Raw genomic sequence first — 25,952 nt, 5'->3', positions numbered from 1 at the left:
GATGGGCCTTCGGATTCCGGCGGCCGCCTCGGACCGGCGGGCCGGGTACAAGACGGGTTCGCGTGACGACGTCGGGGTCCTGGCCTTCGCGCTGCCCAGCCGGGAGGCGGACGCGTACCTCTCCCGGCCGGCCCCGGCGGGTGATACACGGTTTGCTCAAAGGTTCCTCCGTTCCCGGGCGAACGTTTACCGGGACTCCTCCGTCATCAGGGAAACGAGGAGGGGCCGCGGATGGCTGGATGGCGCAGAGCGAGACCGGTCGGCCCGGACGAGTCGTGGCCGCTGACCGAGCCGGAGTACGTGGAGCGGGTGCGCGCGATGCTCGTCCTGGGTGGGGTGCCCTGGGACCAGCTCGACGACGGGGTGCAGCAGGTCAGGCTGAAGCTGTTGGAGGAGCGGGCCAAGCCTGAACGGCCGGAGATCCGCGAGCCGATGGCATGGCTCACCGCGGTCGCGTCCCGGGTCGCGGTCGACTGGCACCGGGCCAGAAGCAGAGACGCGGGTCTGCGCGAGCGGCTGGCCGCGCGCTGGTCGCGGCGTCCTCCGGCGGAGCATCCCGAAGAGCATCGCGTCCTCGCGCTGTCGGTGTCCCGTGGGCTGGAAGGGCTGTCGGCCGTGCAGCGGCAGGTTCTGACCCTGCGTTATTACGCCGATTTATCCGTGCGCGATATCGCGGCGCTGCTTGAGGTTCCGGAGGGGACGGTCAAAAGCCGACTGCACAGCGCCGTTGCCGCGCTGCGGAAGCAACTCCGTGAAATGGAGGTGATCTGAGATGTCCGACGGCGCTGAAGTGACCGAGCTGACGGAATCGGAAGAGGACGATCTGCGGCTGGCGCTGCGCATGATCGGCGAGGAGGCGGGCCGAGCCGACGTACGCCCACGACCCGCTCCCCGCACCGCGCGGTGGCGGCGCCGGGGCACGGTCGGGGGTGTCCTCGTGGCCGCGGCGGCGCTGAGCGTCGGGGCGCTGGTCTTCTGGCTGGCGGACGGCCGCTCCGTCCGGTCGTCCGGCAGCGCCGACGGGCGGGGGCTGACGTCACGCCAGGAGATTGCCTGTGCTCGGATCATCGCCGACGGCGAAGTGGTCGCGGTACGCGACGCCTCGCGGCCCCACCAGGTCGTCGTGACCTTCGCCGTGCGGGACTGGATCAAACCCGCGCAGGGAGCAAAGGAGATCAAAATCAACACCGTCGACCCCGAGTGGCTGGAGGAAAAGCCTTTCAAGGCGGGCCAGCGTCTGCTGATCCTGGACTTGGGGTATCCCAACGGCGAGGTCCTGTACTACCAAGGCCGCCACGCCAAGTGGCAGCGAGACCTGTTCAAGCGCGAACTTCCCAAGGCGGCGAAGACGGAGTGCCCCGCCTTCTGGCGGGAGCAGGACGACGACGGCGCTGTGCGGGAGGACGGCTGACCGGCTTGCGAAGCGAGCTGAGGGCCGTACGGGGCGCCGGGCGGACCGCCCGCGCCCCCTTCCTCCCTGCCTGCGCCTGCCTGCCGGCTCGTAGGATCGTCCGGCTCAGCCGATGAGGCGGTGCGCCACCGGAACCACGGCCCCGGCAGCGAAGATCCCCGCGATGACAACGGCCGGCCACGGCTCCCGCAAGGCCGCCGTCAGCCCCGCGATCAGCAGGCCGACGAACGCGGCGGTCAAGAAAACGATGGCCGCGTGCTGAGTGATCAGCGGCGGGTCCTCGCCCCCGGGTCCGCGACGTTCGCCGTCCCCCTGACCGCCCCCACCCCGAGGACCAGAACTCACGCTCATTATTCTCTTTTTCCTCAGTCTTCCTCTGCCGCTGAGGACGGGTTGCGCAGCGACTGGAGCCGGGCCCCGGTCGCGTCCACGATCCAGAAGGACCAGCCGTTCCGATGTGGCGCGACCTCCGGGTTGTACGCCTGCAGAACGGCGGTCGCCGCCCCGCTCGGGGACTTGTAGCGCCCCTGAGCAGGACCGGAGGGAATGACCAGGGCTCCTGACGCGGGGTCGTACTCACCCGGCACCCTGTGACCCGCGTACCGTGCGTGCACCGCCACCGTCTCCGACACCGGAGCCGACACCGGAGCCGACACCGGCGCCGGCATCGCGCTCACGCCAGCGCCCGCGCTCACGCCCGCGCCCGCGCCCGCGCCCGGGGAAGCCTCAGGCGCCGGCGGCTCCTCGGAAGCCTCGAAGTGCCGCAACAGCCGGAGCACGACCCCTTCCGCGTCCACCCCCCAAGCGCGCTTCAGGAGCGCCACTTTCATGCTCGCTTCCCCGCTGAGCCGGATGTCCACGTCCGCCCCCTATCTCCCCGATCGACCTGACAAGACGGAAGCATACCCCTGGAATCAGCATTCCTGCCAGCACGTTCTGAGAGTTTCTGCGTTTTTGAGGTAAGGGGCGGAGGCAGCGTTAGCGGGACGTTAGTGGGGCGTTAGCCGGGCGGCAGTGGCGCGGCAGGGGGCGGCGGCAGGGTGGTTGTCGTACCGATCAGACTTCTCCGACGCCCCCCAGGAGATCCGCCATGCGCCCCCTCACCCTCGCCGAATGCCGTGACCACGCGGTGCAGATCGCCGCCGTCGCCCTGACCACGGTGGCCGCGCTGACCGCGGTCGTCTGCGGCAGCGTGGACGGTACGGGGCTGCGTACGGAGGGGAACGCGGAGCACAGTCGCGGGACGCAGACGGTCACCGTCGACCCCGTACGCGCCTCGCTCGTCGCCGACACCACCCAACTCATGGCTCGCTAAGAGCCATGGCCACGGGGGCACGGGGCGCCCGGCGCGAAGCGGTTCGGGGAGCAGGTGACCAGCGCCAGGGACAGGAATGACGTCCGGCCGACGTAGAAGCCGACGGATACGTCGCCGCCGTGCGTCAGGGTGTCCGCGGCCGTGGCGACGAGGCGGGCCAGGCGGGTGGTGTCCGCCTCCTGCTGGGAGTGGAAGCCGGGGGCGTGCTCGGTGAGCTGCCTGCCCAGCCAGGCGGCGGCGTCCTTGGGCTCCTCGAAGGTCTCGCGGATCAGGCGGGGGGCCTTGAGCAGCCAGTGCGCGGTCTCTATCGGGGGCAGCTCCGAGCGTCTGAAGGCGTCGACCTGCAGTCGGTGGTGCTCCTGGTCCTCCGGGGTGACCGGGGGCCTGGGGCGGTCCGGCGGGCGGCGGAGTACGTCCCGGTCGAACAGCTCCTTCTCACCCAGCCAGGAATACGCGTGGATGTGCACGCGACAGCCGTTCCCGCCGCCGCGCCATCCGTTTCCTTCAGTCGGCCTCCTTCACCGAGATGTCGGCAACGGTGTCGTAGAACGACAGGTGGTCCTTGATCTCCGCGACCGCGTCGAGCGGGTCCGGGTAGGCCCACACCACATCGGTGCGCGGCTCGCCCCCGCCCTCCGCGCCGCGATACGTCCAGTACGCCGCCTCGCCCTTGAACGGGCAGGTGGTGTGCGTGTCGGTCGGCTCGAAGAGGGAGAGGTCCACGTCCTGCGGGGGCAGGTAGTAGCGGACGGGCAGGCCGGTCTCGGAGAGGAGCAGCGGGCGGTGCGACTCGGCGACGACCCGGCCGTCAATCGTGACCGTGACGTGCTGGGTGCCGCGGGCCACCTCCACGCGGTGGCCTGTGCCGGCGCCTGTGCCGGTGCGGGGGTGCTGGGTCGTCATGGGGCGTCCTCCTGCGGTGGGCGTTCCGGGCGGTTCCTCATTCGTCATTCCTCATGTACGTCAACGCGACCCCCGGACCGGTGATTCCGGTGGCCACGGCCGCCCGAGCGGCGGGCGTACGGCGGATGAACAACCCGACGGGGTGATCCCCAGGGCTGATCCCACGGTTGATCCCACAGGTTGATCCCCCGGGGCTTCCCCGCTTGGGGGCGTCTTCAGGCCTCGCGTCGCTTTACGTGCCCTCCGGGCGCGGCCACGACCGTCCCTCGTCCGCCTCCACCTCGCGGTTGAACCGCGTCAGCACATCCTCGAACCGCTTCACCTCCTCGGGCGTCCAGCCCGCGAGCACCCGCGCCAGGCCCGCGCGGCGGCGCTCCCGGTCGGCGGCGAGGCGGTCGGCGCCGAGGGCGGTGGCGCGCAGTTTGCGGGCGAGGCCGCCCTGGGGGTCCGGGATGCGTTCGAGCAGGCCCGCGCGGAGCAGCGCGCCGGTCTGCCGGTTGACGGTCGAGACATCGAGCCCCAAGGCGTCGGCGAGCTGGCCGATGGACAACGCGCCCTCGGTGTCCAGGAACGACAGGAGGAAGTACGCGGAGCGGTCGAGACGGGTGCCCCCCGAGCACTGACCGGTTTGATCGGTCTGATCGGGCTGATCGGTCTGATCAGGCTGCTGGGGCTGCTCGGTCTGGCTGCCGATCTGCCCGCCCTGGCCCTTGCGGTCCCTCGGCGTCAGCAGATTGCACCTGGCGACCAGCATCAGCTCGCGTTCCAGCCTCTCCAGCACGCTTCCTCCTCGTCACCCGGCCGCTCGTCCCGGGAAATGTGCACGATACACATCATGTGTAGGATGCACATCTCATCATTCCTTATGCCTTTCATATGACCGGTCGAACAGGTCATCTGCCAGAACACCCGCTTGGAGGCGGCAGCCGTATGTCCCCGTCAGCTCCACCAGCCCGCGTCGAGCCCGTGAGCGACGCGCCGCCCGGCCAGAAGACGCCCCCGCCCGAGGTGGGCGGCGGCTTCGTGGCCGTGCTCGCGTTCTGCGGCATCGCCGTCTCGGTGATGCAGACGCTGGTCGTCCCGCTGGTCACCGAGCTGCCGCAGCTGCTGAACACCTCCAGCTCCAACGCCTCCTGGGTGATCACCGCCACCCTCCTCGCGGGCGCCGTGTCCACCCCGGTCATGGGGCGGCTCGGCGACATGTTCGGCAAGCGCCGGATGCTGGTGGTGGCCCTCGGGCTGCTGGTCGTCGGCTCGCTGGTGTGCGCCGTCACCTCCGACCTGCTGGTCATGGTGGTCGGCCGGACCATCCAGGGCGGCGCGATGGGCGCGATACCGCTCGGCATCAGCATCATGCGCGACGAGCTGCCGCCCAAGAAGCTGGGCTCCGCGATGGCCCTGATGAGCTCCTCGCTGGGCATCGGCGGCGCGTTCGGCCTCCCGGCCGCCGCGTTCGTCGCCCAGCACACCAACTGGCATGTGCTGTTCTACGGCGCCGCCGGGCTCGGTGTGCTCGCGCTCGCCCTCGTGCTCATCGTCGTCCCCGAGTCGGCCGTACGGACCCCCAGCCGCTTCGACGCCATCGGCGCGATCGGGCTCTCCGCCGGTCTGGTCTGTCTGCTGCTGCCCATCACCAAGGGCGGCGACTGGGGCTGGTCCAGCGGCACCACCCTCGGGCTGTTCGGCGCGGCCGCGGTGATCCTGGTGGTCTGGGGGTTCCTGGAGCTGCGGATCGCCGAGCCGCTGGTGGACCTGCGGACCACCGCGCGCCGTCAGGTGCTGCTGACGAACCTCGCCTCGATCATGGTCGGCTTCTCCTTCTACGCGATGTCGCTGATCCTCCCCCAGCTGCTGGAGCTGCCGAAGGCCACCGGCTACGGCCTCGGCCAGTCGATGGTCATGGCGGGTCTGTTCGTCGCGCCGATGGGCGTGGCGATGATGCTGGTCTCGCCGCTGTCCGCGCGGATCAACGCCACGCGCGGGCCGAAGGTCTCGCTGCTCCTGGGCCTGATCGTGATCGGCGCCACGTACGGCAGCGGCATCGTGATGATGGACCACGTCTGGCAGGTCGTCGTGCTCTCGACCGCGCTCGGCGTCGGCGTCGGGATCGCGTACTCGGCGATGCCGACCCTGATCATCAGCGCCGTGCCGGCCGCGGAGACGGGCGCGGCGAACGGGCTGAACACCCTGATGCGGTCCATCGGCATGTCCACCTCCAGCGCGGTGGTCGGGGTGATCCTCGCGCACCAGACCACGAAGTTCGGGCCGCTCGCGCTGCCGAACACGGACGGGTTCAAGATCTCGTTCGCCGTCGCGTGCGGCGCGGCCGCCCTGGGTCTGCTGATCACCCTCTTCCTGCCCAACCGGCGCCGTACGCCCCTGACGGGCCAGCCGCGGACGGCGGGCCAGGAGCCGGCAGGCGAGGAAGCTGACGCGGCGCCGGCAGCCGACGCGGCCCCGGTCGTCCCGGTCGCCGACACGGCCCCGGTGGCCAAGACCGCGGGGCCGGCCGAGGCCGCCAAGACCGCAGAGCCCGCCGAGCCGGCCCCGGCCGCCGCGGCCCTCGCCGCCGTCGGCGGCGGGGTCCAGGGCCGGGTGCTCGGGCCCGGCGACGCCCCGCTGGTGGGTGCCGCCGTCACCCTGATCGACAACACCGGCCGCCAGCTCGGCCGTACGCTCAGCGGCCCGGACGGCCGGTACGCCCTGGCCGCGCCCGACGCCGGCAGCTTCGTCCTGATCGGCTCGGCCCCGGGCCACGAGCCGCAGGCGGCCACGCTGCTGCTGTCCGACGCCCCCGTCACCTGCGATGTGCGGCTGGCCGGAGGCGGCGGGCCCACCGGGACCGTACGCGCCTTCGGCGGCGCGCCGCTGGCCGGGGCGACGGCCACCGCTATCGGCCCCGACGGTGCGGTCGCCGCTACGGCCACCGCCGACGAGAGGGGCGACTTCGCGCTGCCCGAGCTCGCCCCCGGCTCGTACACGCTGACCATCAGCGCCGAGGGCCACCGTCCGCACGCCGCACAGCTGGAGATCACCGGCCGCGGTCAGGCCCCGCGGATCGACGCCGAGCTGCGGCCCGCGGCCAGGGTCCGCGGCACCGTGCGCGCCCAGGGCGGGCGGCCGGTGGAGGACGCGCGGGTGGCGCTGCTGGACTCGGCGGGCGATGTGGTCGGGCAGTGTGTGACGGGCGCGGACGGGGCGTTCCACTTCGAGGGGCTCACCGATGAGCACTACACGGTGGTCGCCGGCGGTTACGCACCGGCGACCATTCCGGTCACGGTCGGTGGCGCCGGGGGCTCCGAGGCGCGGGACGTCGACTTCCTGCTGAGCCACGGCTGAGGGAGCCGGGCCTGCTTCGGGCCCTGCTCCGGTCCTGTTCCCGTCCTGCTTCGGGCCTGCTCCGGGCCTGCTCGGGTGCTGCTCCCGGCCCTGTTCCCGTCCTGCTCCGGTACCGGGCCGGTACCGGAGCAGGGCCTCGGCGGCGCGCTCCCCTGGAATATGGAATGCGCTATTCCTCCATGGCGCCCTCCTCGTCCGGAAGGCTCTCCTCGTCCAGAAGGCTCTCCTCCTCCGGGAGGCTCTCCCATGCCTCCCCCCTCCTGAACAGCTCGTACCCCTCCTCGTCCGCGATCGACTCCGCCTCGGCGCGGCTGTGGAGGGGGACCTCATAGGTGTGGCTGTCGACCGTCGCGTGGACGCCCTCGCCGTCGGTGATCGTTTCGATCGCGTGCGTCTCATAGATGACGCGCCCCGGCTCGGCCGTGCTCCAGACCACGTGCATGCTCACTGCCATCGGACACTCCCGAAGGACGAGCCCCCTGGTATCAGGGTCTCACCTGCCGACCTGGTCTTCACCGACTACCGGTGCAGCACCTAGACCATTGGTCGACGCAAGCTCGGAAACAGGCGTCTGTGCAAGGGTGTTGGCGAAAGGATGTTGACGACGGGCCGGGACCGCACCTTCCCCAGGAACCGGCAGGGGCACAGGAGGGAAGTACGACGATGACGAGCATCGCGGCGGATGCCGAGGCGTGGATCAGGCGGTACGAGAAGTCCCCGGGCAGTGCGATACGGCTGGTGTGCCTGCCGTACGCCGGCGGGTCGGCCAGCTACTTCTTCCCGGTGGCGAAGGCGCTGGCGCCCTCGATCGAGGTGCTCGCCATCCAGTACCCCGGGCGCCAGGACCGGCACCGCGAGCCCTGCATCGACGACATCGGCAAGCTCGCCGACGCCGTCGTCGGGGCGCTGGACGGGCTGGACGACAAGCCGCTCGCCCTCTTCGGCCACAGCATGGGCGCCACGCTGTCGTACGAGGTGGCGCTGCGCCTGGAGGAGCGGAAGGTGATGCCCGTCCGGCTGTTCGTCTCCGGTCGGCGGGCGCCGTCCCGGGTCCGGGAGGAGTCGGTGCACCAGCGGGACGACGCGGGGGTGCTGGAAGAGCTGCGCATGCTGAACGGCACGACCGGCGCGGTGCTGGAGAACGAGGAGCTGCTGCGGATGGCGCTCCCGGCGATCCGCGGCGACTACCGGGCCATCGAGACCTACCGCTGCGAGCCGGGACGGCGGATCAGCTGCCCGATCACCGCGCTGACGGGGGACGCCGACCCGAGGGCGTCGATCGACGAGGTGCGCGACTGGGAGAAGCACACCACCGGGGAGATGGAACTCACGGTGCTCAGCGGCGGGCACTTCTTCCTCAATGACCATGTGCCCCAGGTCCTCAAGATCATCTCGGAGCGGCTGCTGCCGACGACCCGCTCCTGAGCCGGGGCCGGGGCCCGGGCCTCAAACCGGGGCCTGAACCGGGACCGGAGCCGGGGCCCGGGGCAGCGTCGCGCCCCGGGCCCCGCTTCACCGCCGGCGCACGACCGCGACATTCACCAGGGCCAGCACCGCGAGCCCGCCCCCGAACCACATCACGCTCGACACCGCGATCCCGTCCGCCGCCCGCCCGCCGAGCAGCGCGCCCAGGGATATCGCCACGTTGAACACCCCGACGAACAGCGCCGAGGCCGCCTCCCGCGCCTCCGGCTCCGGCACCGCCTGCAGCACCCACGTCTGCGAGGTGACCGACACCCCTCCGTACGCCAGCCCCCACAGCATCAGCAGCACCGTGGCCCCCGGCGTCGTCCCGCCGGCCACCGGCATCAGCAGTACCGCCGCCGCGAGCAGGGCGAAGAGGACCATGAGGGTACGGCGCGGGTGGCGGTGGGCGGTGGCGCCCGCCAGGAAGTTCCCGGCGATGCCCGCCACGCCGTACGCGAGCAGCAGCGTGCTGATCAGCCCCGCCCCGACCGTCGAGACCTCCTCCAGCACCGGGCGTACGTAGGTGTACGCGCCGAAGTGCCCGGTCACCAGCAGCAGGGTCGTGATCAGGCCGGTGCGCAGCCGGGCGTTGCGGAACAGGCCGGGCACCTCGCTCAGCCGGATCGCGCCCTCGGCGGGCAGCGGCGGCAGCGTGACGGCCATCGCGGCGGCGACGGCCAGCGAGACCGCCCCCACCACCGCGAACGCGGCGCGCCAGTGCACCAGATCGCCGATGAGCGTCCCGACCGGCACGCCCACGACCGACGCGACCGCGATGCCGCTGAAGACGACCGACGTGGCATGGCCGACGGACTTCTCCGGCACCAGCCGGGCCGCCAGGCCCGCCGCGATGGACCACACGCCGCCGATGCTCACCCCCACCAGGACCCGGGCGAACAGCAGGACGGCGAAGCCGGGCGCCAGCGCCGACAGCAGGTTGGCGGCGGCCAGCAGCCCCATCAGGCCGATGAGCAGCAGCCGCCGGTCGAGCCGGCCGACGGTGGCGGCCAGCAGGGGCGCCGCGACGGCGGCGACGAGGCCGGGCACCGTCATGGCCAGGCCGGCCGTGCCGGCCGAGACCTCGAGCGCCGAGCCGACCGAGGTGAGCAGGCCGACCGGCAGCATCTCGGTGGTGACGACCGAGAAGGTGCCGACCGCCACGGCGGCGACGGCGAGCCAGTTCCCGAGCGGCGAGCGCACGGATCCGGCCCCGGACCCGGACTTCCCTTCCGGGGTGGTGAGTTCCGTGGTATCGGACATGCATTAAGCGAACAGCCGGTATCGGCCGGGAACAACGGCGTTTCCCTCAGCCTTCTGTGAGCAGCCCTCGGCGGGGAGCCGTCAGCGGAGCCGTCAGCCCACCTCGCGCCGCATGCAGACCCTCGGCCACCGGTCAAGACCGTGCGCCGCCTCGCTCCGCCGGATCTCCCGCAGCCCGGGGGTCAGTTCGTCCTCCGCCAGAGTCCGGAACCCGCACCGCGCCGCGTAGTACGGGGCGTTCCACGCCACATCGACGAACGTGGTCAGCGTCAGTGCCGACGCCCCCTCGGCCACCGCCCGCACCGCCGCGTGCTCGATCAGCGCCCGGCCCAGGCCGCGCCGAGCGCTGTCGGGGTGCACGGAGACCTGCTCGATGTGCATGCTTCCGTCCACCGGGTCGGTGAGGAGATAGGCCACCGCCCGGTTCTCGCCGTTCGCCGCGACCCAGGCCCGCCCGGCGCGCTGGTACATCCCCAGCTCCTCCAGGCTCAGTGGCTCGTCGTCGGCGATCTCGTCCATGCCGATGTCCCGGAAGCACAGGCCAGCGGCGCGCTCGATGTCCTGGAGGACGGAGAGCTCTTCGATGGTGCTCAGTCGTATCCGCACGCGCCCATCATCCTCCCGACGGCCTTCCGGGAGCCCGCGCGCACGTCACGCGGGACGCACGGGCTGCCGCAGAATCGTGCGCATCTTCGCCGGGTCGGTCTCGCTGACGTCGGAGACATAGATCTCGTGGTGCATACCGGCCCGCACCAGGCCCTGCTCGGCCATGTACTCGTCCATCAGGGCGAGAGAGGCGGGCTCGTCGGCGTAGTGGCCGTGGTGGGTCAGCTGTACGCACCGCCCCTCGGTGAAGGTGACCAACTGCACCCGGTCCACCGCGCGGCCCGACGGCCGCGCGTCCTCGCGCGCCCGGTCGACCGCGGCCGGGTCCAGGTCCTCCGGCAGCCGCAGGAACAGGTGCCAGCGCCACTGGTCACGCGGCACCTCCGGATACGGGCGCGGGTCCTCCACCCACCAGCGGCCCTCCAACGGCGCCGCGTGGGGCGAGGGCAGCGCGCCGGCGACGGCGTACAGGGCCGAGACACAGATGCCGTACTCGCTCCCACCCGGTTCGCCCTGCCCGGTCACCCCCAGGCCGTGGACCGGCTCGAACGTCACGAGCTCGGGCGTGTCGGCGGCGGTGTACCACGCGTCCACCTGGTTCACGATGTCTCCTCCAGAGGGATCAGCAGCTCGGTGAGCAGGTGCTCGGGGGCCGTGGTCGCGGGGTCGGTGAGATAGACCTCCCGGATGGGCCCGGCGGTTCGGTGGCCGCGTTCGACGCACCAGGCCAGCAGGGCGTGGGCGGTCAGGGAGATCTGGTCGTACGGGCCGGTGTGGAGCGCGCAGGCGAACGTGCCCCCAGGGAGCAGGTCCAGGGTGGTGCCGGGCGGCGCGGGGCGCCCCGCGGGGAGGGTGGCCGCGATGGTGATCGGGACGTACTCGCCCAGGTCGGCCGGGAAGAGCCCGATCAGCCGAACGCCCTCCCCCGGCGGCCCCGACAGCTCCAGCAGCCTGCGCACGCACGCGCTGGTGACCCTCCCGATGTCCTGCGGCGATTCGGCCACATCGCGGACGACTGCCGCCCGTCGCGGCTCCTCCCGCCGGAGGGTCACCTCGGCGGTGGGCAGCCCGCTCGCCAGGATCCGCTCAAGGGCGGCGAGGGACCGGCGGCGCCGGGCGAGCTCCTCGTCGAGCCGGTCGCGCACGTCGCCCAGGGCGCGGGCCGGCTCTTGCCCGGAGAGCACCTCCCCGATGGCGGCCAGCGGCACGTCCAGCGAGCGCAGCAAGCCGATGGACAGGGCGTCCCGCGCCTGGTCCGCGCGGTAGTACCGGTACCCGGTGTCAGGATCCACCCGGGCGGGCGGCAGCAGGCCGAGATCAGCATAGTGGCGCAGCTGTTTGACGCTGAGGCGCGCGAGCCGGGCGAACTGCCCGATGGACAGGAGATCGTCGTCGTTCACGCGCCTCAGCATGGCCTCTCCCACGAGGGGAGAGTCCAGCCGTCACCTCTTGAGGCCAAGCGCCCCCAGCACCCCGTCGCTGAGGGCCACGTCGTTGTCCGGCCCGGCCTCGGCGTGGCCTGCCTCGATTCCGTAGTAGCCCTGGGTGGTGTTCACCAGGACGTACCGCCCGCCGTCCAGGCGCTCCAGCAGCAGGACGTACTCGTGCCGGACGGTGAGTTCGGGCCCCGCGGGCAGCCCGACGTCCGGGCTGGGGTACGACACCTGGATCGTGCGGCCGGGGGACTTGCCCTTGCCCGTCGCCACCACCCTCACCGTGGCGGTGGTCTCCGGCACCCCGTCCTCGTCGGTCTCATGGGTGGCGGCGACGCGCGCGCGGACGACGACATCGGCGTGCCGCTCCAGGTCCCCGGTGGTCACGTAGTACGGCTCGTCGGCGGCGGGGGGTTCGGCCGGGCGGCCACCGGGGCCACCGCCCTGCGAGCCGAACACGGTGACGAGGGTGACGACGGCGGCGACAGCGACCGCGACGGCGGCCCCGCTCACCACCAGCCCCCGCCGACGTACCCGCCGCTCGGACGGCCTCACTGGCTCTTGAGACTCCGTCTCCGGGACCGGATTCGCCTGCTGCATCAGGGACTTCACACGGATCATGCCGACTCCAAGGGCGAGGGGGCCGGGGCCCGGTAGAGGTCGCGAAACGCCTTGCGCGCACGGTGCAGCCGCACCCATACCGCCGGGGCACCGCACCCGAGCACCGCGCCGGCCTCGGCCGCGCTCAGCCCGTCCCAGTAGCTCAGCACCAGCACCTCGCGGTGGTGGGCGGGCAGGCGGTCCAGCGTGTCCAGCACCGCCGAGTCCCGGCCGGTGGCCGCCGTACGGCCCAGTTCCTCGGCGATGCGCCGGTGGAGCTCGCCCAGGCGCGTCTCGGCGCGGTAGTGGTTGCGTACGAGATTGCGGGCGGTGACGAACAGCCAGCCGGCCGAGATCTCGCCACCCGGCGCGTCCTTGAGGGTGTGCTCCCACGCGATACGGAACACCTCCGCCGCAAGCTCCTCGGCCGCGCCGCGGTCGCCGACCCTCCGGTGCACAAAGGCGACGACGCGCGGGTGCTCGCGCGCGTACACCTTGGTGAACCGCGCCGAGCGCCCGCGCCCGTCCCCCGTTTGAATCGTCTTCACGCCCCCTATATGTCTCGCGCTCCCCACATCCTTACCGGCCCGGCCCCCGCAATCGGGTGAATCCGACGGGCTGCCGTCGCGTACAGCGATCCGCTCCCCCGTGCATCGCTCAAAGTGGTTGTCCTGACGTCGGAGTGATCGGAGTTCACCGTGCGTCGACCGCGTCTGCTGACCACCTGCGCCGCCACCCTGATCGGCCTCTCCCCCACGACAGCCGACCCCGCCTCAGCGGCCCCGGCCCCGGCCGCCGCGCCCGAGCGGGTGACCGGGATGGTCAGCCTGTGGTCGGCCCGCTACAAGGGCGCCGGGAACTACGTCGACTGCCCGAGGATGGACCACCCCCTCGACATCACGCTCCTCCCGGACACTCCGCCCCTGGAGAGGCAGTACGTCGACCGCTGCAACGACTCGATGCGCGTCGAGTGGTTCGTCACCTACCGGTACACCCGCCCGACCCCGAACTCCAACCTGGCCTCCCCCAACGAAGCACAGATCAACGTCCACGTGCACGGAGTCCTGTACGAGGGCGACGACGAGCAGACGATGGGCAAGAAGGGCGAAGTCGACAGGGACCTCTCCCTCGCCCCCGGCCGCCCGCTGCAGCAGACGGTCGAGATCCTCAACCAGGCGGAAGCCGCCCCCAACGACGCGAGAATGACCGACAAGGCCTGGGCCCAGTTCGACCTCAGAGACGACGATCCGCTCTCGCAGCCGCAGGGGCAGCCCGCGCTGAAGCTGGACAAGCTGGACCCCCTGAACAAGCTGTCCGGCCTGGGGAACCTGGGCAACGGGGGTGGGTTGCTGGACAGCTTGGGCGGCCTGGGCGGGAAGCCTCTGAGCATCCCGTAGGTGTCGACGACCGGGTGCGATCGCCTTCAAGCGGATTTCGCCCGGGGTGTCGGTTCGAGGGCCGTCAGGGCAGCGCCGCCACCCACGCGGGCAGCGGCTCCCGTCGTCCCAGCCAGTCGGCCGGGACGGCCGATACGCCCGTGCCCGCGCCTACGACGCCGCCCACGATCGCGCAGGTGGTGTCGACGTCGCCCAGGCCCTCGGCCGTGGCCCACAGGGCGGCGATCAGGTCGTTCTGGTGGCGGGCGGCGCACCAGAGGGCGAAGGGGACGGTGTCGTCCGCCCGGATGCGGCGGCCGCTGCCGAGGAGGTCGGCGGCATGGCGCGGGGTGGTGGTGGGCGGCAGGGCGATGGCGTGGACGATGCCGTCGTGGACCGGGCCCGGCGGGGTGCGCTCGGCGACCTGGGCGAGGAGGTCCGGGGTCCCGGCGTTGCCGACCGGGGTCCCGGCGAGGGCGTCCGGGGTTAAGGCGGTGAGGGACGCCGCGACGGCGACCGCGACCGCGCCGGCGATGCCCTGCGGGTGGGCGTGGGTGACCTCGGCCGAGCGGCGGGCCTGTTCGGCGGCGCGGTCCGGGTCCGCGCTGAACCACGCGCCCAGCGGCGCGACCCGCATCGCCGCGCCGTTGCCGAGGCTGCCCTCGCCGCCGAACAGGGCGCGGGTGGCGGACGGCCAGGAGGTGGGGGCCGCGGCGAGCGACGGCAGGAGTTCGTGCATGCCGCTGCCGTAGCCGCGCCCGGGGTCGGACAGGAAGGTGTCGGCCAGGGTCTGGGCCAGCCGGGGTTGGTCGATCTTCCCGTGGTCGTTCAGCACGCTCAGGACGCCGAGCGCCATCGCCGTGTCGTCCGTCCAGGGCCACGGCGACTCCTCCGGGACCGCCCGCGCCCGGATCTCGTCGTACGCCCTCCGCCGGTCGCGGAAGAGCGGGAACCAGCGCTCGCCGAAGGCGTCGCCGAGGGCGAGGGCCTCGATGCTGCGGCGGGCGGCCGACGGGTTCGGGGGCGGATGCGGGGTCGAGGTCGGAGTCGCGGTCGCGGTCATGGTGGGCATCGTGCCAGTGGGGGGATGTCCGCGCACCGCGGTTTTCCGCGCACGGCGCTTCCTGTTCCCCGTTCCCGGGTTCGGGCATGACGGAAGCCTTTCGTGCGGGCAGGTCGGGCGGAGTCTTAGGTAGCCAGTCTTTAGATCCTCGCCCGGCTGACCGAGCCGGGCCTGACCGGCGCCGTCACCGCCGCGCTCACCCTGGCCGACGCCCCGCGCAAGCGCGTGGTCGGGCCGCTGGGCGCGCAGGGCTTCGCCTCCCTCGTGGAGGGCGTCGGCGCGGTCGACCCCGCCCCGGCGCGCCCGGCGCGACTGCGGCTGGGGCCCCGGAGGACTCCCCCTCAGCCATCCGCCGCCAGTCGCCCGCCGTCAGTCCTCCGCCGCGCCCTCCGCGATCGCCGCCGCGACCTCCCCCGTACGCGCCGCCTCCTCCGCCCTGAAGCGCCTCGCGTCGAGCCGGTCGGCCAGCTCCTCGTCCTGGGCCATCAGCTGGTCGAGGTCGCCGTCGCCCAGCTCCAGCACGCCCAGGTCGACATACGCGCGCCGCAGCCGCGGGCCCCACAGCCCGATGTCCTTCACACACGGCACGATCCTGCTGAACAGCAGCTGCCGGAAGAGCTGCAGCTGCGGTGAGCGCTCGGTGTACTCGTGGGCCTCGGCGCTCGGGATGCCCAGGTTCTCCAGGACCTCGACCCCCCTCAGCCGGTCGCGCATCAAGTAGCAGCCCTCGATGACGAACTCCTCGCGCTCGCGCAGCTCCGCGTCCGTGAGCTGCCGGTAGTGGTCGCGCAGCGCCATCCGCCCGAAGGCGACATGGCGGGCCTCGTCCTGCATGACGTAGGTGAGGATCTGGCGGGGCAGCGGCTTGTCCGTGGTGTCGCGGATGAGCCCGAACGCGGCGAGGGCCAGGCCCTCGATGAGCACCTGCATGCCCAGGTACGGCATGTCCCAGCGGGAGTCGCGCAGCGTGTCGCCGAGCAGCGCGGCCAGGTTGTCGTTGATCGGGTAGAGGGTGCCGAGCTTGTCGCGCAGGAACCGGCTGTAGATCTCGGCGTGGCGCGCCTCGTCCATGGTCTGGGTGGCGGAGTAGAACTTGGCGTCCAGGTCGGGGACCGACTCCACGATCCGCGCCGCGCACACCATGGCGCCCTGTTCGCCGTGCAGGAACTGGCTGAACTGCCAGGCGGCGAAGTGGTGCCGCAGCTCGCCCCTGTCCCGTTCGGTCATCTTGTCCCAGTGCCGGGTGCCGTGGAGGGGCAGGGCCTCGTCGGGGGTGCCCAGCGGGTCGTACGGGTCCACCTCCTGGTCCCAGTCGATCCGCTTGACGGCGTCCCACTGCTTGTCCTTGCCCTTCTGGTAGAGGGCGAGCAGCCGTTCCCGGCCTTGGCCGTAGTCCCAGCTGAAGCGGGCCGCCCCGGCGGCGGGCACCTGCCACTTCGGGTCCCCGGGGTCCATCGCGTAGAGCTCCTGCGTCGGCATTCGACGCCTCCTTCGCCTTGCTCGCTCCCCCGTGTACGGATGGGAAAACGCGGGCTCACACGTCTAGTACGGCCGGGCCATATGCCGCTCGAGGATCGGTCGAGCGTAAGGACGGCCCGCTCCCCGGGCGGTCTCGACGCAGCCGTACGCAGGGGATTGACGCGCTTGCTGACACAGCGTCTCATAAGACGTATCCGCCGGTAACCCTCCCGGCGGCCCCGCCGTGACCGAGGTGCCAAGCATGACGACCACGTTCCGACCCACCGCGCCGCGCGATGCGCTCGGGCTGCGCGGCATGTGCGCTACGCGCGCGAGGAGTTGCGCCGCCAGATGGTCTCGACGTCCCGCTGGAAGGCGGAGCTGACCCGGCTCGGCTCGGGTGAGTTCGCCCGGTTGTTCGCGCGCGCCTTCGTCGACCCTCAGGTGTACGCGGACGTCGGGCTCGACCGGCAGGCGGCCGTCGAGCAGGTGCGGGCGAGCGCCCATCGGCGCGAGGTGATGCGCACGGGCGCGAGGCGGCTGACCGACTTCCTTGACGACATCGGCGTGCTGCGGGGCGCGGGGCGGCGGTTGTGGCGGAGCTCGGGGCTGCTGGCGGCGCCGGCCGGGGGCACCTTCCGGCGGTAGCGGCGGGAGAACCGAACCCAGAGGACAATTCGCACGCAGGGCCGGTTACGCTGCCAGGCATGACGACAGGCAGCGGCACCGCCCCGGCGCAACCGGCGGCAACGACCCGCGCCGCGGTGTCGCCCGCGGCGCCCGCCACGCCGGCCGCCGATCCCGCGGTCCCCGCGGCCGGGGGGCGCCGCGCCACGCGCCCCGCGCGCCGGGGCGCGTACCGCAGGCTCGGCGTGGAGGAGCGGCGGGCCCAGCTGATCGCCGCCGCGCTCGGGCTGTTCGCGCACCGCGCGCCCGAGGACGTCTCGCTGGACGACGTGGCCACCGCCGCCGGGGCTTCCCGGCCGCTCGTCTACCGCTACTTCCCCGGCGGCAAGCAGCAGTTGTACGAGGCGGCGCTGCGCAGCGCCGCCGATGAGCTGGAACTGTGCTTCGCCGAGCCCCGCAGCGGCCCGCTCACCGTACGGCTGGGCCGGGGGCTCGACCGCTATCTCGCCTTCGTGGTCGAGCGCGACGCGGGGTTCAGCGCGCTGCTGCAGGGCGGCAGTGTCGCCGACACCTCACGGACCAACGCGATCGTCGACGAGGTGCGGCGGGCCGCGGCCGACCAGATCCTGCTCCATCTGGAGGTGGCGGAACCCGGCCCGCGGCTGCGGCTGATGGTGCGCACCTGGATCACCGCGGTCGAGGCCGCCTCGCTGATGTGGCTGGACGAGGGCAAGCAGCCGCCGATGGCGCAGCTGCGCGACTGGCTCGTCGACCACTTCGTCGCGCTGATGGCCGCCACGAGCGCGAGCGATCCGCAGACGGCGCGCGTGTTGCGCGCGGCGCTCGCGCTGGAGACGGCGGAGGGGCGCGCGGGGGCGCTGGCCCGGCGCGTGATGCCGGTGCTCGGCGACGCCTCCCACCTGCTGTGAGACTGGGCCGGTGAGAAGCGAGGAGACGCCCTTCTCGGGCGGGCCGCTGGACGGCCGGGTGCTGCCGGTGCTGGTCGGGCTGACCGGGCAGCCGCCGAAGACGTACGAGGTTCCGGTGCCGGACGAGGGCGGCGGTCCGCCGACGGTGTACGTCTACCGCCGGGTGCCGGCCGCCACATCGCGGCGGCTGGGGCTGGTGCGCGGGTGGCGGTACGAGTACGACCCGGAGGGCAAGCCGCACCGGCTGAAGTGGCCCTGGTCAAAGCCCGGCTGACGCCACGACAGCGCGGCTGGTCGCACGCGCATGCGACAGAACGGGCGGGCGGGCCGACCGCCGGACGGGTGACCGAATTGGCCAGACTCGCGGATAATTCTCCTGAATATACGACTGGTCATGTCACGATCGCCCCGAGGTCGAGTCGTCGAGCCCGGAGGTGAGCCCGTGTCAGGACGCATCGTGCGATCGGTGTGCGCGGTGGCGCTGACCGCGGCCACCGCCCTGGCCGTGCCCGTCCCGTCGGCGCCGGCCGCCGCCGCGCCCGCCGGGCAGTCGGTCGCCGAGCTGCTGACGCAGCTCAAGACGCTGTACCGCAAGGCCGAGGAGGCGACCGAGGCGTACAACGCCACCGAGGAGAAGCTGCGCAAGCAGCGCGTCAGGACCCGGGCGCTGCGCGCCGCCCTCGCCCGCGCCCGCGCCCACCTCGCCATCAGCCATGACGAGGCGGGGCGGCTGGCCCGCGAGCAGTACCAGGGCCGCACCCAGCTCTCCTCGTACACCTTCCTGCTGGCGCTGCTGTCCCCCAGCCCGGACCAGATCGCGGAGCGGACGCGCGAGCTGGGCCGGGCCGCCGACCGCCAGGCGATCCTGGTCGAGCGGCTGACCAGAGGGGAGGCGTACGCGGAAAGGCTCGCCAAGCAGGGCCGGGCCGCGCTGAGGAAACAGCTGTCCCTCGCCGCCAAGCGGAAGAAACAGCGGGACAAGGTCGAAAAGCGCCTCACCGCCATCGAACGGGCCCTGGCCTCGCTGACGCTCCGCCAGCTGCGCGCGATGGAGGAGCGGGAGTGGCAGGACACCGCGAGGGCGCAGCACGAACTGCTCGCCTCCGGGGCCCTCGACCCGCCGGGGGGCGGCACCGGCGGCGGCACCGGCCGTGATACGGGCGGCCACACGGGCCGCGGGCAGGACCCGGCCCCCGAGGCCGAGGCCACCCCGCCGGACACCCCGGCCCCCGAGGACACCGGCACCGCCCCGGAGCAGGAGCCGGAGCCCAGGCCGGAGCCGGAGCCCAGGCCGGAACAAGAGCCGAAGCCGAAGGAGCAGGAGCCGGAGGACGCCGAGGACCCGCCCTCGCAGGGCAAGGAGCCTCCCCGCAGGACCAAGCCCGGCCACCGCCGCACGCCCCACCGCCGCTTCGCCTCCGCGGCGGCGGGACAGCGGGCGCTGCGGTACGCGCTGAACCAGATCGGCAAGCCGTACGTCTGGGGCGCGGAGGGACCGGGCTCCTTCGACTGCTCGGGGCTGACCTTCCAGGCGTGGGCGCACGCCGGGCGGCCCATCCCGCGCACCAGCCAGGAGCAGTGGCGCCGGCTGCGGCGGGTGAAACTGGGCGAGCTGCGCCCCGGCGATCTGGTGGTCTACTTCAAGGGCGCGACCCATGTGGCGATCTACGCGGGCGACGGCATGGTGGTGCAGGCCCCGCGCCCCGGCAGCCGGGTCAAGCTGTCCCCGCTCGCCTCCAATCCGCTGCGCGGCGCCGTACGCCCGACAGCGCGCGGCAGGACCAAGGGCTGACTCAGCCCACCTGCTCGGCGGCTTCGGCCTCGCCGGTGGTCACCGCGCCGGCCGGGTCGGCTCCCGCCTCCTCCGTCGCGTCCGCCGCCTTGGCCTCCTCCAGGTACGCCGCGGTCTTCTCCGGCTCGTAGAAGAAGTTCTCGAAGTCGGCGGGGTCGTCGAAGCCGTTGGCGAAGCGGTGGGCGACCGCGGGCAGTTGGCCCGCGGCGCCCAGGAGGCGCACGATGTGCTCGGGCGGCGGGGCCAGCATCGCGTTCGTCCACTTGGTCACATGGCGCGCCGTCGCCCAGAACCGCGCGAACGTCCGCCGCATCCAGGGCTCGTCGAAGGGCCGGTCGCCGTGTTCGACGATGCTCTCCAGATACGAGGCGGCGCACTTGGCCGCGGAGTTGGACCCCTGGCCGGTGAGCGGGTCGTTGGTGACCACGACATCGGCCACCCCGAGGACGAGCCCGCCACCGGGCAGCCGGCCGACGGGGTCGCGGACGGTCGGGGTGTAGCGGCCGGAGAGCGTGCCGCCCGCGTCCGTCAGCTCGACCCTGGTGGCCCGCCCGTACTCCCAGGGCGTGAACCACTCCATGAGTTCGAGGGTCAGGGCCAGATGCTCGGAGGGGTCGGTGACGCCCTCGAAGACATCGGCGGGGCCGCCGGGGATGGCCTCCCAGAACAGGATGTCGGCCCGCCCCGAGGTGGTGAGGGCGGGCATCACGTACAGCTCGCCCACGTCGGGCACCAGATTGCAGCGCACCGCTTCGAGGTCGGGGTGTTCCAGCCGGGGGGCGAGTCCGTGGACATAGGCGACGGCCAGAGCGCGCTGCGGGGAGGTGTACGGGGAGCGGGTGGCGTCCCGGCCGAAGAGGGAGCCCAGTTCGCCCTTGCCCGCGGCGACCAGCGCCAGGTCGTACCGCTCCGCGAGGAAGTCGATGTCGGAGACGGCCGCGCCGTGGATGACCAGCCGGCCGCCGCGCCGCTCGAAGGCCTCCATCCAGCCGGCCATCTTCAGCCGCTGGTCGACGGACTGGGCACAGCCGTCCAGCTCGCCCACCCAGTCGACCAGGCGGGGATGGCCCAGCGGGGTGACGGGGCCGGCGACCGAGACGCCCAGGCCCTGGATGCGCGGGGCCTGCTCCTCCCAGAAGTTGATCTCCAGGTCGCGCTCGTGCTGCAGCGCGGTGTGGAACATGCACTGGGTGGACATGACGCGGCCGCTGCGAATCTCATCGGCCGTGCGGTTGGACATCAAGGTGACGTCGTACCCCTGGGCCTGCAGCCCCAGGGCGAGTTGGAGCCCGGACTGGCCGGCCCCGACGATGAGCATCCTGCGCATGGCCGGGCCGGTTCACTCGGGCGAGATGTCCACGGCGAACCTCACCAGCGCCAGCAGCGCGTCGACCACCGAGATGCGATTGCGGGCGTCCATGATCACCACGGGCACCTTCGCCGGCACGGACAGCGCGTCCCGCACGTCCTCCGGCTCGTACAGCGGGGTCCCCTGGAAGTGGTTGACCGCGATGACGTACGGCAGCCCGCAGCTCTCGAAGTAGTCGAGCGCCGGGAAGCTGTCCTCCAGGCGGCGGGTGTCGACCATCACCACCGCGCCGATCGCGCCGCGCATCAGGTCGTCCCACATGAACCAGAACCGCTGCTGGCCCGGCGTGCCGAACAGATACAGGACCAGGTCGGAGTCGAGCGTGATCCGGCCGAAGTCCATCGCGACCGTCGTGGTGAGCTTCTGCGGGGTCGCGGCGAGGTCGTCCACGTTCTCGCTGGCCCGCGTCATCAGCGCCTCGGTCTGCAGCGGTGTGATCTCCGAGACCGAACCGACGAACGTCGTCTTGCCGACGCCGAAACCCCCCGCGATGACGATCTTGGTGGCGATGGGCGCCCGCGAACGGTCCTCCTGCCACCCCTGGAGCGCCTCGTCGGCGCCCGGTATCTCCGGCACCCGCAGCGGTGCCGCCGTCATCGTCTCAGAGTCTGCGAAGTCCACTGAGCACCCTTTCGAGCAACGCGCGATCCGGCTGACCGGGGCCCCGCCCCGTGCCGTACACGCGGATCTTTCCCTGGTCCGCGAGGTCGCTGAGGAGCACGCGCACCACACCGAGCGGAATCTTGAGCAGCGCGGAGACCTCCGCGACCGAACGCATCCGACGGCAGAGGTCGACGATGGCCCGGATCTCCGGCACCATCCGGGAGGCCGGCCCGCTGAGCGCGGGCTCGACCGCCCCGTCCGGGGTCTCCAGCGTGGCCACGAAGGTCTCGACCAGCAGCACATGGCCGGAGCGGGTCCGGCCGCCGGTGAGCGAGTACGGGCGTACGCGGGCGGCCTTGTGGGACGCGGACGTCACTGGGCGGACTCCAGGGACCGGCGCAGCTCGGTACGGAGTTCGGGGGTGAGCACATGCCCGGCCCGGCCGACGAACAGCGCCATGTGGTACGCGACCACGGTCATGTCGCAGTCCGGCGTGGCGTGCACGCCCAGCAGCGAGCCGTCGCTGATGGACATGACGAACAGACTGCCCTGGTCCATCGCGACCATGGTCTGCTTGACGACCCCGCCGTCCATCAGCTTGGCCGCGCCCAGGGTGAGGCTGCCGAGGCCGGAGACGATGGTGGCCAGATCGGCGCTCGACCCCTTGGGGCCGTCCTGGGCCGTCGGGTCGGCGGCCGCCGCGGCGTGCCGCGCGTCCGAGGACAGCAGCATCAGACCGTCCGAGGAGACGACGGCGACCGAGCGGACGCCGGGCACCTCCTCGACCAGGTTCGACAGCAGCCAATGCAGATTACGGGCCTCGGAACTCAACCCATACGTACTACTGGGCGCATTCACCTGCGTGCCTCCTCAACCGTGCCACCCTCGTCCTGCGCCCCCGATTGTCCCCGCTGCCGCTCCCCCGCCGCGCCGCGACCCGCTATCTCGGCCTCGGCGTCGCGGCGCCCCTGGCGCGCGCCCTTCTGGAAACCGCCGAGCCGGCGCCGCAGTTCCTCGGCGTTCACCGCGCCCGTGCGCTCCTGGGGATCGGCCTCCGGGAGGGCCACGTTCTTCGGGGTGCGCTTGGGAAGTCCCTTGTCCGTCAGACGCCGTCCGCGTGCCTCTGCCGCGTCCGTCGCTGCTGCCGCTTCCGGGGTTCGCTGACCGGGCACCCCGGACAGCGCGGACAGCTGTCCGTCCGCGGCCGTCGGCGCGTCGGCCCGGGCCGACGGTGCGTCCGGCGCCACCGTACGGCGCTTGGGCAGCTCGGGCGGGCGCGCCGCCTCCTGGCCGGGCCGGCCGGGCGCGGCGCCGGGCCGGGTGTGCTCGGCGGGCTCGGCCAGATACGGACCGGTGACCGACCGCGTGGGGTCCGTGGGCTCGGCCGGTGCCGAGCCCTCGGCGGGCCCCCAGGCGTCGGCGCCGACCGGGCGCATGCCGTGGCCGCCGATCGTCTCGCCGCCGCCCCGCTGGGCCGGCCGGCGCGGGTCGGGGACCGGCTCGCCCCGGTGGCCGGAGAGCTGGATGGTCCGCTCGGCGGCCTCCACCAGCGGGTCGGGGGCCTGCTTCGGGCCGCGCCGCGGAAGCATGGGCAGCGTGCCGCCGTCCGACGAGGCCGGGGCCGGGTGGCCGCGCGGCGGGGTCGGGTCCGGTGCCATCTCCGGGCCGGGGGCCATGTCCGGCCCGGGGGCCGTCTGCAGACCGGGGATGGACGCCGCGGCGGAGTCCGCGGTCCTGGCCCGCCGCTCCTGGGCCCCGTCGTCGGCCGGCGATCCGGCCGGGGTCCCCGAGGGGTTCGCCGCCGTACGGGCCGGGCCGCCGGAGCCGTCCGCCGCGCCCGGGCGCGGCAGCCCCAGGCGCCCGCCGCGCCGGTGCGAGAGCGTCCGGGGCGACTCCAGGTCGGCGGCGGAGGTCCCGGAGGCCGAGGCCCCGGAGGCGGAGGTCCCGGCGACGGCCGGACGGGACTGCCCCTGAAGGGCGTTGGAGTTGGCCTCGGCCACCGAGCCCGGAAAGCCCGGGAAGGCTGACAGCGAGGTGCCGCCGTACGAGGACCCCACGGGCGCGGCGGGCGGCAGCCCGGCGCCGGGCGGTCCGGCGGGCAGGATCTTCGTCGGGAGGACCACGACGGCCGCGACCCCGCCCGGCTTCTGCTCGCGCAGCTGCACCCGTACGCCGTGGCGCGCGGCCAGCCGGGTCACCACGTACAGGCCGAGCCCCAGCGGGTCCTCGGGCTGCGGGCCCTGGCAGTACTCCGGCACCGGGTCGGCCAGCCGGTTGTTGAGCTCGACGAAGCGCTCGGGCGTCATGCCGATGCCCTCGTCCTGGACGGAGAGCATGACCTCGCCGCTCTCCAGCAGCCAGCCGGAGATCTGGACCACGGTGTCCGGCGGCGAGAACGTGGTCGCGTTCTCCAGCAGCTCGGCGACCAGGTGGCTGATGCTGTCCGCCGCGTACCCGGCGACCTGGGCGTGCTGCGGCAGGGCCTGGATCTGCACCCGGTCGTACCGCTCGACCTCGCTGATCGAGGCGCGCAGCACATCCAGCAGCGGCACCGGCCCCGGGTGTGCGGCCTTGTTCTCGGAGCCCGCGATGACCAGCAGGTTCTCACCGTAGCGGCGCATCCCGGTGGCCAGGTGGTCGAGCTGGAAGAGGGTCTGCAGGCGGTCCGGGTCCTGCTCGCGCTCCTCCATCTCCTCGATGACGGTCAGCTGGCGCTCGATCAGGCCGAGGGTGCGCAGCGCCAGGCTGACGAAGCTGCCGTGGACACGGGCCCGCAGACCGTCGAGGCGGGTGGCGACCTCGTCCCGCTCGCGGCGCAGCTCGGACCGCTCGTCCGCGAGCCGCCGCCGCTCGTCGACCAGGCGGGCCCGGTCGGCCTCCAGCTTCACGGCGCGCTCGTGCTCGCGCACCGCGGCCTGGTGCATCTGGTTGACGGCCCGTACGGCGTCCGCGAACTCGTCGTTGCGGCCCTTGAAGGCGATCGGCTCCTCGGCCACCGGGTCGGCGGCCACCCGGCGCGCGCCGCGCCGCAGCGCGGCCAGCGGCCGGGTCATCGAGCGGGCGGCCTGGACGCTCATGCCGAGGGCCAGCAGCAGACAGGCGCCGAGGATGCCGATGCCCACCTCGAGGTCGGTGACCTCGTCGTCGCGCAGCTTCTCCAGATGCTCGATCTCGGCGGTGGCCAGCGAGGACTCGACGCCGCGCATCCGGTCGATACGGGCGGACAGGCTGGACTCGACGCGCTCGCCGTTGAGGAAGAGGTCGGTGTCGGAGAGCTGGGGCTGGTCGGTGAGGCGGGCGATGTAGCGCTCGGCGGCGGTGACCTCGGTGCCGTTGACGGTGCGTGCGTAGCGGTCGCGGACGGAGGCCGGGGCGAGCTGGTTGAAGTCGGAGAGCGCGGACTGCTCGCTCACGTTGGTCCGCTGGGCCGCCGAGGTGAGCTTGGGCTGGCTGCCGCCCGCGGAGAGCGCGCCGAGCAGCAGCCCGCGGGTGGCGGAGGCCTCTTCCGTGGCGCGGCCGAGGGGGGCCAGCGCGGCGGCGGAGCCGTCGTCGGCGCCGTCATGGAGCCTGCGGGCCAGGGTGTCGGCGAGGCCGCCGAGGGCCTGGATGGTCTCGCTGTAGCTCTCGTACACATCCAGCGCCGAACCGCTGCCGGTCAGCGCCTGCTGCCGGACCTTGGGCAGCCCGTCCAGCAGCCGCCGCACCTCGGCCGGGGTGCCCGGGCCCACCTCTTTGATCTGCCGGTCCACCCGGGCCCGCTGGCTCTCGGAGACACCGGCGCCGGAGGAGGAGTTACGGCCGGCCGCGACGTACTCGATCATGGCGTCGCGCTCGTCGGCGAGGGCGTGGGCGAGGGTCACCGCACCGCGGTTGGTCTCGGCGAGGTCGACGAGCCGCTGGGCGTCGGTGGTGTCGTCCAGCGCGCTGAGGACGGCCGGGGCCCCGGCCCCGAGGACGGCCAGCGAGACGACGGCGACGGACACGGCCAGCCGATTGCGGACCCGTGCGGGGCTGCGCTGCGGCGACGCCTCCTGCTGGGGTGGCCCGCCGCCCTGCTCATGGTTGCTGCCCCGAAGCCGCTTCTTCCGCACCGGTGCTCACAATCTCTTCTCGCCCGACCCACTGTGGTTCAGAGGTGACGACGGTTCAACAATTGTGTGTTTCCCCACCTCTGGTAGGGGTTCCGACCCTTTCAGGACGACTTCGGGACGGGCATGCATCACCCACCCGACCGCCCGAACGAGTGAACCGCATTGCGTAGTTGACCACCAAACTTCGGTCGCGGGCCATACCCTCCTTCAACCTTTCACGGGTTGGAAATCGCCCGACCTCCTGGGAGGATGCTCCCTCACAGATTTCCGCAACCGTCAATCCCGACCGAACCTGGGCAACCCGGTCGAC

28 protein-coding genes and 1 pseudogene are annotated in these 25,952 nt (G+C 72.8%); 10 read left to right on the top strand and 19 right to left on the bottom strand.

Annotation, left to right across the window (positions count from 1 at the left end):
- Positions 1-231 precede the first annotated feature (231 nt).
- Positions 232-771 carry a sigma-70 family RNA polymerase sigma factor gene (locus ACFZDL_RS26255; RefSeq protein ID WP_391192501.1) on the top strand — a complete coding sequence of 180 codons (540 nt, stop codon included), beginning with the start codon at positions 232-234 and terminating at the stop codon, positions 769-771.
- A 1-nt stretch (position 772) separates the two neighbouring features.
- On the top strand, positions 773-1,411 hold the full coding sequence (locus ACFZDL_RS26250; protein WP_353592603.1) for a hypothetical protein: 639 nt from the start codon (positions 773-775) through the stop codon (positions 1,409-1,411).
- Between the two features lie 105 nt (positions 1,412-1,516).
- On the opposite strand, the gene ACFZDL_RS26245 is transcribed toward ACFZDL_RS26250, so the two are convergent.
- Together ACFZDL_RS26245 and ACFZDL_RS26240 are read right to left on the bottom strand one after the other, a co-directional pair.
- The gene (locus ACFZDL_RS26245) at positions 1,517-1,651 is read right to left on the bottom strand and encodes a hypothetical protein (RefSeq protein ID WP_353592602.1); all 135 of its coding nucleotides are present in this window, start codon (positions 1,649-1,651) and stop codon (positions 1,517-1,519) included.
- Positions 1,652-1,776: 125 nt separating this feature from the next.
- Positions 1,777-2,241, bottom strand: a complete 465-nt coding sequence (locus ACFZDL_RS26240; protein ID WP_353592601.1) for a hypothetical protein — start codon at positions 2,239-2,241, stop codon at positions 1,777-1,779.
- A 260-nt stretch (positions 2,242-2,501) separates the two neighbouring features.
- Here ACFZDL_RS26240 and ACFZDL_RS26235 point away from each other — a divergent pair, with 260 nt between their 5' ends.
- The gene (locus tag ACFZDL_RS26235) at positions 2,502-2,726 is read left to right on the top strand and encodes a hypothetical protein (protein WP_353592600.1); all 225 of its coding nucleotides are present in this window, start codon (positions 2,502-2,504) and stop codon (positions 2,724-2,726) included.
- Here the strand turns inward: ACFZDL_RS26235 and ACFZDL_RS26230 are convergent.
- The 3 genes from ACFZDL_RS26230 to ACFZDL_RS26220 form a co-directional block, all read right to left on the bottom strand.
- Complete coding sequence (locus ACFZDL_RS26230; RefSeq protein WP_353592599.1) at positions 2,723-3,193, bottom strand: hypothetical protein; 471 nt, start codon at positions 3,191-3,193, stop codon at positions 2,723-2,725. The genes ACFZDL_RS26235 and ACFZDL_RS26230 overlap by 4 nt on opposite strands.
- 37 nt (positions 3,194-3,230) lie before the next feature.
- Positions 3,231-3,629, bottom strand: coding sequence for a DUF427 domain-containing protein (locus tag ACFZDL_RS26225; protein ID WP_353592598.1), 399 nt, complete (start codon positions 3,627-3,629; stop codon positions 3,231-3,233).
- Positions 3,630-3,861: 232 nt separating this feature from the next.
- A complete protein-coding gene (locus tag ACFZDL_RS26220) occupies positions 3,862-4,410 on the bottom strand; it encodes a MarR family transcriptional regulator (protein ID WP_353592597.1) in 549 nt (182 codons plus the stop codon).
- A 149-nt stretch (positions 4,411-4,559) separates the two neighbouring features.
- Here ACFZDL_RS26220 and ACFZDL_RS26215 point away from each other — a divergent pair, with 149 nt between their 5' ends.
- Entirely contained in the window at positions 4,560-6,968 is a 2,409-nt protein-coding gene (locus ACFZDL_RS26215) for an MFS transporter (RefSeq protein WP_391192493.1), read from the top strand.
- Between the two features lie 169 nt (positions 6,969-7,137).
- Here ACFZDL_RS26215 and ACFZDL_RS26210 read toward each other — a convergent pair whose 3' ends face one another.
- On the bottom strand, positions 7,138-7,422 hold the full coding sequence (locus ACFZDL_RS26210) for a hypothetical protein (protein ID WP_353592595.1): 285 nt from the start codon (positions 7,420-7,422) through the stop codon (positions 7,138-7,140).
- A 209-nt stretch (positions 7,423-7,631) separates the two neighbouring features.
- Here ACFZDL_RS26210 and ACFZDL_RS26205 point away from each other — a divergent pair, with 209 nt between their 5' ends.
- Complete coding sequence (locus ACFZDL_RS26205) at positions 7,632-8,393, top strand: alpha/beta fold hydrolase (protein ID WP_353592594.1); 762 nt, start codon at positions 7,632-7,634, stop codon at positions 8,391-8,393.
- Between the two features lie 87 nt (positions 8,394-8,480).
- On the opposite strand, the gene ACFZDL_RS26200 is transcribed toward ACFZDL_RS26205, so the two are convergent.
- The 6 genes from ACFZDL_RS26200 to ACFZDL_RS26175 form a co-directional block, all read right to left on the bottom strand.
- The gene (locus ACFZDL_RS26200) at positions 8,481-9,695 is read right to left on the bottom strand and encodes an MFS transporter (RefSeq protein ID WP_353592593.1); all 1,215 of its coding nucleotides are present in this window, start codon (positions 9,693-9,695) and stop codon (positions 8,481-8,483) included.
- A gap of 93 nt (positions 9,696-9,788) precedes the next feature.
- Positions 9,789-10,301 (bottom strand): GNAT family N-acetyltransferase, encoded by a 513-nt coding sequence (locus tag ACFZDL_RS26195; RefSeq protein WP_353592592.1) that lies wholly within the window; start codon positions 10,299-10,301, stop codon positions 9,789-9,791.
- Positions 10,302-10,346: 45 nt separating this feature from the next.
- A complete protein-coding gene (locus tag ACFZDL_RS26190) occupies positions 10,347-10,904 on the bottom strand; it encodes a GyrI-like domain-containing protein (RefSeq protein WP_353592591.1) in 558 nt (185 codons plus the stop codon).
- Positions 10,901-11,701: a GyrI-like domain-containing protein gene (locus ACFZDL_RS26185; protein ID WP_353592590.1), complete on the bottom strand. Its 801-nt coding sequence runs from the start codon at positions 11,699-11,701 to the stop codon at positions 10,901-10,903. Before ACFZDL_RS26185 ends, ACFZDL_RS26190 begins: the two co-directional genes overlap by 4 nt.
- A gap of 42 nt (positions 11,702-11,743) precedes the next feature.
- A complete protein-coding gene (locus ACFZDL_RS26180; RefSeq protein ID WP_353592589.1) occupies positions 11,744-12,355 on the bottom strand; it encodes a hypothetical protein in 612 nt (203 codons plus the stop codon).
- Positions 12,352-12,882 (bottom strand): sigma-70 family RNA polymerase sigma factor, encoded by a 531-nt coding sequence (locus tag ACFZDL_RS26175; RefSeq protein WP_353592588.1) that lies wholly within the window; start codon positions 12,880-12,882, stop codon positions 12,352-12,354. Before ACFZDL_RS26175 ends, ACFZDL_RS26180 begins: the two co-directional genes overlap by 4 nt.
- Before the next feature lie 150 nt (positions 12,883-13,032).
- Here ACFZDL_RS26175 and ACFZDL_RS26170 point away from each other — a divergent pair, with 150 nt between their 5' ends.
- Positions 13,033-13,731 carry a hypothetical protein gene (locus tag ACFZDL_RS26170; protein WP_353592587.1) on the top strand — a complete coding sequence of 233 codons (699 nt, stop codon included), beginning with the start codon at positions 13,033-13,035 and terminating at the stop codon, positions 13,729-13,731.
- A gap of 64 nt (positions 13,732-13,795) precedes the next feature.
- On the opposite strand, the gene ACFZDL_RS26165 is transcribed toward ACFZDL_RS26170, so the two are convergent.
- Together ACFZDL_RS26165 and ACFZDL_RS26160 are read right to left on the bottom strand one after the other, a co-directional pair.
- Positions 13,796-14,782 (bottom strand): ADP-ribosylglycohydrolase family protein, encoded by a 987-nt coding sequence (locus tag ACFZDL_RS26165; protein WP_353592586.1) that lies wholly within the window; start codon positions 14,780-14,782, stop codon positions 13,796-13,798.
- Positions 14,783-15,142: 360 nt separating this feature from the next.
- Positions 15,143-16,252 (bottom strand): ferritin-like domain-containing protein, encoded by a 1,110-nt coding sequence (locus ACFZDL_RS26160; protein WP_353592585.1) that lies wholly within the window; start codon positions 16,250-16,252, stop codon positions 15,143-15,145.
- 288 nt (positions 16,253-16,540) lie between these two features.
- Between ACFZDL_RS26160 and ACFZDL_RS26155 the strand changes: the two are divergent.
- The 4 genes and pseudogenes from ACFZDL_RS26155 to ACFZDL_RS26140 all read left to right on the top strand — a co-directional run.
- Positions 16,541-16,879 (top strand): annotated as a pseudogene (locus tag ACFZDL_RS26155) (diiron oxygenase); the annotation flags it as partial.
- Positions 16,880-16,938: 59 nt separating this feature from the next.
- Positions 16,939-17,787 carry a helix-turn-helix domain-containing protein gene (locus ACFZDL_RS26150; protein WP_353592584.1) on the top strand — a complete coding sequence of 283 codons (849 nt, stop codon included), beginning with the start codon at positions 16,939-16,941 and terminating at the stop codon, positions 17,785-17,787.
- 10 nt (positions 17,788-17,797) lie between these two features.
- Entirely contained in the window at positions 17,798-18,061 is a 264-nt protein-coding gene (locus ACFZDL_RS26145; protein ID WP_353592583.1) for a hypothetical protein, read from the top strand.
- A 168-nt stretch (positions 18,062-18,229) separates the two neighbouring features.
- A complete protein-coding gene (locus tag ACFZDL_RS26140; RefSeq protein WP_353592582.1) occupies positions 18,230-19,579 on the top strand; it encodes an NlpC/P60 family protein in 1,350 nt (449 codons plus the stop codon).
- A gap of 1 nt (position 19,580) precedes the next feature.
- Here the strand turns inward: ACFZDL_RS26140 and ACFZDL_RS26135 are convergent, their stop codons facing one another.
- From ACFZDL_RS26135 to ACFZDL_RS26115, 5 genes are read right to left on the bottom strand one after another with little or no spacing between them, the layout of a single operon-like run.
- Positions 19,581-20,906 (bottom strand): styrene monooxygenase/indole monooxygenase family protein, encoded by a 1,326-nt coding sequence (locus ACFZDL_RS26135; RefSeq protein ID WP_353592581.1) that lies wholly within the window; start codon positions 20,904-20,906, stop codon positions 19,581-19,583.
- Between the two features lie 12 nt (positions 20,907-20,918).
- Positions 20,919-21,569 carry an ATP/GTP-binding protein gene (locus ACFZDL_RS26130; protein ID WP_391192482.1) on the bottom strand — a complete coding sequence of 217 codons (651 nt, stop codon included), beginning with the start codon at positions 21,567-21,569 and terminating at the stop codon, positions 20,919-20,921.
- The gene (locus tag ACFZDL_RS26125) at positions 21,550-21,927 is read right to left on the bottom strand and encodes a DUF742 domain-containing protein (RefSeq protein WP_353592579.1); all 378 of its coding nucleotides are present in this window, start codon (positions 21,925-21,927) and stop codon (positions 21,550-21,552) included. Before ACFZDL_RS26125 ends, ACFZDL_RS26130 begins: the two co-directional genes overlap by 20 nt.
- Entirely contained in the window at positions 21,924-22,409 is a 486-nt protein-coding gene (locus ACFZDL_RS26120; protein ID WP_089514264.1) for a roadblock/LC7 domain-containing protein, read from the bottom strand. The genes ACFZDL_RS26125 and ACFZDL_RS26120 overlap by 4 nt, the downstream gene beginning before the upstream one ends.
- Positions 22,406-25,642 carry a nitrate- and nitrite sensing domain-containing protein gene (locus ACFZDL_RS26115; RefSeq protein WP_353592578.1) on the bottom strand — a complete coding sequence of 1,079 codons (3,237 nt, stop codon included), beginning with the start codon at positions 25,640-25,642 and terminating at the stop codon, positions 22,406-22,408. Before ACFZDL_RS26115 ends, ACFZDL_RS26120 begins: the two co-directional genes overlap by 4 nt.
- Between the last annotated feature and the right edge of the window lie 310 nt (positions 25,643-25,952).

The sequence above is a fragment of the Streptomyces sp. NPDC007917 genome, from assembly GCF_042959105.1.
Lineage (GTDB): Bacteria > Actinomycetota > Actinomycetes > Streptomycetales > Streptomycetaceae > Streptomyces.
The sequence above is the reverse complement of the archived record's forward strand: the minus strand, read 5'-3'. Positions and strand labels throughout refer to the sequence as shown.

Excerpts from the sequence above, each read along its gene's own strand:
- ACFZDL_RS26165 (WP_353592586.1), bottom strand. The coding sequence starts at position 14,782 with ATGCCCACCATGACCGCGACCGCGACTCCGACCTCGACCCCGCATCCG.
- ACFZDL_RS26150 (WP_353592584.1), top strand. The coding sequence starts at position 16,939 with ATGACGACAGGCAGCGGCACCGCCCCGGCGCAACCGGCGGCAACGACC.
- ACFZDL_RS26225 (WP_353592598.1), bottom strand. The coding sequence starts at position 3,629 with ATGACGACCCAGCACCCCCGCACCGGCACAGGCGCCGGCACAGGCCAC.
- ACFZDL_RS26200 (WP_353592593.1), bottom strand. The coding sequence starts at position 9,695 with ATGTCCGATACCACGGAACTCACCACCCCGGAAGGGAAGTCCGGGTCC.
- ACFZDL_RS26215 (WP_391192493.1), top strand. The coding sequence starts at position 4,560 with ATGTCCCCGTCAGCTCCACCAGCCCGCGTCGAGCCCGTGAGCGACGCG.
- ACFZDL_RS26210 (WP_353592595.1), bottom strand. The coding sequence starts at position 7,422 with ATGGCAGTGAGCATGCACGTGGTCTGGAGCACGGCCGAGCCGGGGCGC.
- ACFZDL_RS26180 (WP_353592589.1), bottom strand. The coding sequence starts at position 12,355 with ATGATCCGTGTGAAGTCCCTGATGCAGCAGGCGAATCCGGTCCCGGAG.
- ACFZDL_RS26240 (WP_353592601.1), bottom strand. The coding sequence starts at position 2,241 with ATGAAAGTGGCGCTCCTGAAGCGCGCTTGGGGGGTGGACGCGGAAGGG.
- ACFZDL_RS26205 (WP_353592594.1), top strand. The coding sequence starts at position 7,632 with ATGACGAGCATCGCGGCGGATGCCGAGGCGTGGATCAGGCGGTACGAG.
- ACFZDL_RS26160 (WP_353592585.1), bottom strand. The coding sequence starts at position 16,252 with ATGCCGACGCAGGAGCTCTACGCGATGGACCCCGGGGACCCGAAGTGG.
- ACFZDL_RS26235 (WP_353592600.1), top strand. The coding sequence starts at position 2,502 with ATGCGCCCCCTCACCCTCGCCGAATGCCGTGACCACGCGGTGCAGATC.
- ACFZDL_RS26250 (WP_353592603.1), top strand. The coding sequence starts at position 773 with ATGTCCGACGGCGCTGAAGTGACCGAGCTGACGGAATCGGAAGAGGAC.
- ACFZDL_RS26135 (WP_353592581.1), bottom strand. The coding sequence starts at position 20,906 with ATGCGCAGGATGCTCATCGTCGGGGCCGGCCAGTCCGGGCTCCAACTC.
- ACFZDL_RS26255 (WP_391192501.1), top strand. The coding sequence starts at position 232 with ATGGCTGGATGGCGCAGAGCGAGACCGGTCGGCCCGGACGAGTCGTGG.